This window comes from Neisseria sp. P0001.S005 (assembly GCF_051963715.1).
In genome coordinates this window covers 1-206 of the sequence record NZ_JBQCTZ010001169.1, presented here as the reverse complement: position 1 = coordinate 206, position 206 = coordinate 1, and the positions used below count along the sequence as shown (strand labels likewise).

Sequence of the window (206 nt, the reverse complement as noted above, 5' to 3'; positions counted from 1 at the left end):
AAAGCCGCACCACCCAAGGTAGAGCCGGTATCGCCACCAATCAAGTTACCTGCCACGCCACCCAATACCGCACCAGCCGCAGTGTTGCGTTGGGTTTGAGTCATATTGGCACATGCACCCAAAGAAGCGGCCAGCATGATCAAGGTCACAGTTTTTGCAAAAGTTTTCTTCATGGTTTGATTCTCCATCAGGGGTTAAGCTGTATA

At 50.5% G+C, this 206-nt stretch carries 1 protein-coding gene; it reads right to left on the bottom strand.

What is annotated here, in order from left to right:
- On the bottom strand, positions 1 to 173 hold a 173-nt coding region (locus tag ACTHSP_RS24445), incomplete at its 3' end, for a glycine zipper 2TM domain-containing protein (RefSeq protein WP_440347268.1).
- Positions 174 to 206 lie beyond the last annotated feature (33 nt).